Below are 6,350 nucleotides of genomic sequence, written 5' to 3' on the forward strand. Positions count from 1 at the left end.
AGTCGAGCATGCCCTTCCAGGTGAAGTCCTCGATCTTGCCGCGGCCGAATTCCGCGTCGTCCGGTGGGTTTTCGAAATCGATTGGCTTAGCCTTGCCATCGACCGCGTACTCGACCGGCAGCAGTGGGCCCAACCCGTCGGGCAGCCGCTTGAACGTGACGTTGATCGGCGCCAGGAAGATGTGTAAGTGCTTGGAGTGCAGCACGATCAGCAGGAAGGCCAGCATGACGCCGATGTGCAGCATCAGCGCGACGGTCTCGATGGTCTCGTTGGTGTGCTGCCCCATCGAGGCCATCCGGTCGCCCATGAAGTGTGTGAAGAAAGCACCCCTGCCGTAAGGGAAGTCGGAACCGAGGGCGTTGACCGAGGCCCCGCGGAAGATCGCATACGTCCAGATGACGTTGAAGATCATGAATAGGATCAGCCAAGCACCGCCGGTGTGTGAACCGTAGAAGCGGGAATCGCGACCGTACTCCTTTGGCTCGCTGCGCAATCGGATGATCGCGAAGGTGACGATGCCGGTCAGCACGGCCAGCGCGAAGAAGTCCTGCAGGCCGCCCAGCGCGCCCAGGTGGCCGATGACCGGGATCGCGAACTTCGGGTCGAACAGCACCCCGTAGGCCTCGATGTAGACCGTGAGCAGGATGAAGAAACCCCACATGGTGAAGAAGTGCGCCAAACCCGGCAGTGACCACTTCAGCAGCTTGCGCTGGCCGAGCACCTCGGCGACCTGCGCCCAAATCCGTTCGCCGATGTGGTCGGTGCGCCCCGAGGCCGGTTGACCGGACATGACGAGCTTGTACAACCACCAGACGCGTCGCAGAGCCAATACGCCCACGATCGCGGTCATGCTCAGGCCCAGAATCAATCTGATGAGTGGCTGTGTCACTGAACATCTCCCCAACGCATAGTTACATGCCTGTGTTGCCCTGCTTCGACCTGCTCATAGTGACATCTGTGCGGCTTTCACCGCGAGAAAGGCTGCCCTAAGTTCAACGCCCCAACAGCTCGACCAGCTGGACTTGGATCTCGCCGACAACACCGCCGAGGACCGCGCCGACCGCGATCATCAACGGCTCGTCGTCTTTGAACACCGGCCGCAGGATCGACTCGTACTGCTCGTTGGTGAGCTGGTTCATCTTCTCGACAATGGTTTGCTCGAGGTCGATCACCGTGGTGGCGTACTGCTGCGCCTCGAGCAGGGTGGACGGCAGCCGCTCGAGAACCAGGTCGACAACCCTGTCCTTGAGGGCGCGATAGCGCTGGGTGCCGACGGTGAGTGCGATGAGCGGCTTGGCGATACCGGTCTGCGCATCGATCGCCTCGTCGACTTCCTTGGCGACGAGGGCGAACAGCTTGTCCGCACCGGGGCCCTTGATCACCCCGTCGAACAGGATCTCGGGCGCGAACAAGTCGTCGGCCAGGATCTTGGCGTAGTCGCGGGTGATCTTTTCGCGTTGGGCGTGCAGCAGTCCCTGGAAGGTGAACAGGCCGAGGATCTTCTTCTGATGCGTCGGCCGGAACAGCATGTTCAAGGCGATGTAGTCGCTGATGAAGCCGACGGTGAAGCCGAATGCGGGCATGATCCACGGATTCTTGAACAGCGCCCACGCGACCATCTGCACCAGCCCGATGCCCAGGCCGAAATAGATTCCGCTGCGCCGGACGAACGCCATCGCGTCGTTGGACACTCCGCGCATCAGTTTGACGAGTTTGTCCTTGTTGCGTACCAGGGTGGTGACGGCGAGGTACTGCAGGTCGACGTAGCGGGTCAGGTCCGCCTTCATCTCGTTGAGCAGGTTTCCGATGAGCCGCGGCGCCTGAGCCTGGATGCGGCCCTGGATGGCTTTGCGGCCCGCCTCCGGCAGCGAGTCCCACAGCCCGGGCCGGATCTGCTCGGCGACGTCGCGGGAGATTTCGTCGACCGCCTGGACCAGCGGTGCGCGCAGCGCCTCGACCGCCTCGCCGGCGTCGATCCGGTCCAGCAGCTCTTCGGGTTTGAGCAGGTTCGACGTCAGCAAGTCGATGGTCTTGGATCCGACCTTGCCGGCGCGCCTCGGCACGATTCCCTGCCAGCCGATCGGACCGATGCCCTTGAATTCCAGCGGCCGGTAGATCATCTCCAGCGCGACGATCTTCGTGCTCCAACCGACAAACGCGGCCACCAGCGGCATCGACAGATAGATGAACCAGTTGAGGCTGACGTCGTGCCTGATCTCGTCCCATGTCTGCAACGCGACCACAGCAGTCGTCACGGTCAGCCTTCTTGCATCGTCGCGGCCCACAGCGACCGGCCCAACGGGGACAGCGTCAGCGTGAGCTTGTCCACCTTCGCGGGCAACGGTCCCCGGGAGGCACTCTCGATGGTTCGCAGCACCGACGGCTCCGCCATCAGGATCTCGTAGTCGTCCTTGAGGTCCGGGTCCTCCGGACCGATCTCCACTAGACCGAGCGACAGCAGATGGCTGACGTACGTCGGGACCATTTCCGGCAGCGCCACGTTGGCGGTGCGGCCGATCAACGCCGCGTTTTCCAGGACGGCTCGCCCGGGGGTGCGACGACGTGTCCAGTCGTAGACATTGATCGCCGGTGACGCCGAACCGTCGGACAGCGCGCCGATGATCCGGGCTTCGTCGGCGACCAGCTGATCGAGGATGTGATGGAACAGCTCCACCTGGCTGCCTTTGGTGCTCTGGTCCAGCGCCCGGTCGAGCAAATCGCGCATCTTGGTGCCCAGTGAGTCCGACGGCGGGGCCGCGGGAGCGGCGGGCAGCGCGGGCGGTGGTTCGTCGGCTTGGTTCTGCAGCAGGTCCAGCAGTTGTTGCTGGGTGCGGATGGTGGTGCGGAGCCAGAATTGCGTCAAACCGGACGCGTATCCGACCAGTGCCCGCGGATCCAGAGAAATCCCCACGGGTGAACGGTAAACGCGCTGGTGCGGGCTCAGTTCTCCGGGGCCAGCATGGCGCGCAGCATGGACAGCATCTCGGAGCGCGAAGCGGCGCCGAGCCGACGACGGATCCGGGCGACATGGTGTTCGACGGTCTTGGCCGAGATGAACGGTTGGCGTCCGATGTCGCGGTAGGGCATGCCGAGGAGCAGCAGCTCGGCGACTTCGCGTTCGCGTTCCGACAAGGGTGAGCCAGTGGGCGGGTGGTGCGGCGCCGACGGGGTGGCGGGTTGTTCGTCGGCCGGTGTTGCGCTGGGTGTTTCGCTGGGGGTCGCACCCAGCTTGAGGTCGCGCGCCAGCTGCAGCATCGCGCCGGACACCCGGCCGTCGGGTGTGTGTAGTGCGGCCTGACCCGCCAATCGCGTGGCGTCCGAGGTGAGCCCGACCTGGGCCAGCGACCGGGCCGCGACGGCGACTTCGTCGGGGTCGACCTGGTCGGCCAGGACCCGCAGCCAGGTCCGGCCGGCGCCCGACAGTGCCTGAGCCAGTGCGCTGCCGCCGGCCGCGCGGCTGAGGGCCTGCCCGTGCGGTGCGACCGACTCCGGGGAGTTGGCCAGGATTGCCGCGTGCACCCCGGCCCAATGCAGCGGGACCGACCACAAAGGCGGGTTGCCCAGCGATTCCAGCAGACCGACCGCTTGATCCAGGGTGTGTTGCAGACGGTCTACCTGACGCAGACGGGCGGCGGCCACCCACAGCTCCCCCAACGGCAGCAGCGCGAACAGGTCGATCGAATACTCGGCGAGCACTTCCATCGCCGTGTACCAATGCTTCTGCAGCGCGCCGGTGTCACCGCTGCGGCGGGCGATCGCGGTCTGCAGCGCGGCGGCCCACAACTCGTCGCGTCCGTGCGATGCCGCCGCTCGGGCCCCGGTGACGTCCGCGCTGGCCGACGGCAGTTGCCCCTCCTGCATTTTGATCCAGGCGGACAACAGCAGGTGCCGGCGCTCGAACAGCGGGTCGCTCCCGTTGCGGATGGCGCGGCCGATCACGCTGCGGGCGCGAACCGGATCGCCGCCGTGGATCGCGGCCAAGGTGACTAGCGCCGCGGGGCTGTCTGGCAGGACCTCGCTGATGGATTGTTCTCTCGCGATGGCCTGACCAAGTTTTGCGATCGCCGCCGGATATGGCTGGTCCACGGTCAGCAGCAGCCCTTCGGCGAGACTGCGCGAGGTCCGCGCGGCCCTGGTCGGCGGACCGGTGTCCCTGGGGTGCAGGGCGACCCGTGCTGTCGCGAGGTCGCCCGTCGCGATGTGCGCGATCGCTGCCGCGGCGCCCACCACCGCGTCCGGGTGCGGGCCCAGCCAGCCGAACAAGTCGGCTGCCTGACTTGCATTCCCGTCGTGCATCGCGATGCTGGCCGCGATGCGGACCGCCGCGGCGCGTTCGGCAGAGTCCGACGAGCTGAGCAGATCATCGGCCTGCGTCGCCGCGGCCGCGCAGTCTCCGCTGAGGGCCAGCGCGTCGGCGAGCCGGGGAGCCAGGTCCGTGGCACCGGCTTCGATGGCCGCTCGGTACAGCCGCGCGGACCCAGCGGACTCGGCTCGCGCTTGCCGGGCGAGGATGTCGGCCAGGCGGTCGTCGCGCAGCCCGTGTTCGGCGAGTCGCAGCGCCAGATCCGATGACACCGTTGCGATGTCGAGTTGCGAATGCAGGAGCGCAGTTTCGACCTCGCGGTGGTGTGCGTTGCCGACGAGTTGGGCGACCGCGTCGTGCACCGACTGCAGGAACGTCGCGCTATGCGAGGGCTCGACGAGTCCACCGGCGCGGGCCCGATCGACGAGCCCGTGTGCCGCTGCCGCCGAAATCCTGAGTGCGGCTGCCACATCGGCCGCCCCTAGCTCCTGGGTCAGCGACATGAGGAGCAGGGTGTCCAGGCTGGGCTCGTCGAGGCGGCGCAATCGCTCGATCAGCACGAACCTGGCCGTCTGCGCGGCGGGCTGCGTTCCGTCGGCCACAGCATGTACCAGGAACGGCAGTCCCGCGGTGCAGTCCAAAAGGTGCTCGGCGACGGGAAGGGGACCGAGCGATATGCGCGGGCGGTCGCGCTCGACGGCCGTAGACAGGGCCCGCAGCTGTTCCTGGGGTTCGGCGGCCACGACGACGGTCGCGCCCGGGTCGGAGACGCGTTCGGTGAGGCTGAGCAGCTCGGCGTCGGTCAGCGAGTGTGCATCGTCGACGACGACGGCAACGCCGGCCGGATCCTCGCCGCGTGGTGGGCGTGTCAGCACAGTCAGCCCCGCACGCCGAAGTGCTTGGCGGGCGGCGGTCAACACCGTGGTTTTGCCGCTCCCGATACCCCCGCTGATCAAAAGTTTGGCCGGTGCCGTTGCGGCGTTGTTGAGGGCTCGGATGGCTTCGCGCGCGCTCGGGGGGATCTCGCCGGGAGCTGTGGAAACCGGACCGGTCACGTTGGCGTCGCTTCCTCCGCTAGGTGCTTGGCATCCCCGTAACCCCGTCATTCCCCTAACGCGGCACCCCCCAAATGATGCCGCAGGGCAGGTGGGTTCTGCACCGATCCGCCTCCGTGTCCTTAACCGATAGCATTTGTTAATTGGCTGGGTTTTACCTATGGATGCGTTTGGTGCGGCGAGGAGGCGTGTGATGGCAAACTCGTTGCTTGATTTTGTGATCTCGCTTGTTCGCGATCCCGAGGCTGCCGCGCGCTATGCCGCTAATCCCGCGCAGTCGATCGCGGATGCGCACCTTACTAATGTGACCAGCGCAGATGTGAATAACCTGATCCCCATGGTGACGGATTCACTGTCGATGGCCAATCCCAGTGGTGGCCTTTCGGGGGCCCCGGTCGTTGATCATGGCAACGTCTGGGCGAGCGGCGCGGCGGCGGCGGCGCTGGACGCGTTCTCGCCCCACACCCCGGCGAGTGTCGTCGGCCACGACGGCCCGGTAGGGAGTGTGATCAGCCAGCCGGCCGCTCCCGGAGCCGGCGAGGCGGTGACCGATCCGCACCCGATAGTGACCGAGCCACATGAACCATCGGTGCTGTTTACCAGCGCAGATACACCTGATCCGACATTCGATCACAGCGTTTTCCCGGCACACGATGCGGCTGTCTGGGACCACCCGGTAGCCCACCCCCACCCGGCCGATCCTGATCACCACGGGTTCGGCATTCACGGGTGAGCCTGCGGTTGTCATTGACCTGATCGATGGCCCGCGCCTCGGATGCTTAGCGGTCTGACGTGCAATAACTTCCGTCAATGGGGGTTATCGCAACATGTTTATGGGGGACTCCAAATTTCCCCTAATCCCCTAATGGAGTGGCCCCATCAATCCCGGTGGGTACTTCAGCAGCTGGGGGATCAGACCCCGATTCCGGGCGGGGGCGAAATCCATAGCGTGGATCTCAACCGCCGGTCAACCCGGCGAAACGCTTCCAGAT

At 65.9% G+C, this 6,350-nt stretch carries 4 protein-coding genes and 1 pseudogene; 1 reads left to right on the forward strand and 4 read right to left on the reverse strand.

The window, feature by feature from the left end; genetic code table 11:
- From VML93_RS33415 to iniR, 4 genes and pseudogenes are all read right to left on the reverse strand, one after another.
- Nucleotides 1-850 (reverse strand): annotated as a pseudogene (locus VML93_RS33415) (FeS-binding protein); the annotation flags it as partial.
- A gap of 142 nt (nucleotides 851-992) precedes the next feature.
- Nucleotides 993-2,255 carry a DUF445 domain-containing protein gene (locus VML93_RS33420; protein WP_325617353.1) on the reverse strand — a complete coding sequence of 421 codons (1,263 nt, stop codon included), beginning with the start codon at nucleotides 2,253-2,255 and terminating at the stop codon, nucleotides 993-995.
- Between the two features lie 2 nt (nucleotides 2,256-2,257).
- A complete protein-coding gene (locus VML93_RS33425) occupies nucleotides 2,258-2,911 on the reverse strand; it encodes an Abi-alpha family protein (RefSeq protein ID WP_325617355.1) in 654 nt (217 codons plus the stop codon).
- 29 nt (nucleotides 2,912-2,940) lie between these two features.
- Nucleotides 2,941-5,409 carry an isoniazid response ATPase/transcriptional regulator IniR gene (iniR, locus tag VML93_RS33430; protein ID WP_325617357.1) on the reverse strand — a complete coding sequence of 823 codons (2,469 nt, stop codon included), beginning with the start codon at nucleotides 5,407-5,409 and terminating at the stop codon, nucleotides 2,941-2,943.
- A gap of 142 nt (nucleotides 5,410-5,551) precedes the next feature.
- Between iniR and VML93_RS33435 the strand changes: the two genes are divergently transcribed.
- Nucleotides 5,552-6,091, forward strand: coding sequence for an Rv0340 family IniB-related protein (locus tag VML93_RS33435; RefSeq protein ID WP_325617359.1), 540 nt, complete (start codon nucleotides 5,552-5,554; stop codon nucleotides 6,089-6,091).
- The last annotated feature ends 259 nt before the right edge of the window (nucleotides 6,092-6,350 follow it).

This window comes from Mycobacterium sp. (genome assembly GCF_035499775.1).
Classification (GTDB): domain Bacteria; phylum Actinomycetota; class Actinomycetes; order Mycobacteriales; family Mycobacteriaceae; genus Mycobacterium.

Coding starts and splice junctions, on each gene's coding strand:
- iniR (WP_325617357.1), bottom strand. CDS start 5,409: ATGACGGGGTTACGGGGATGCCAAGCACCTAGCGGAGGAAGCGACGCC.
- VML93_RS33435 (WP_325617359.1), top strand. CDS start 5,552: ATGGCAAACTCGTTGCTTGATTTTGTGATCTCGCTTGTTCGCGATCCC.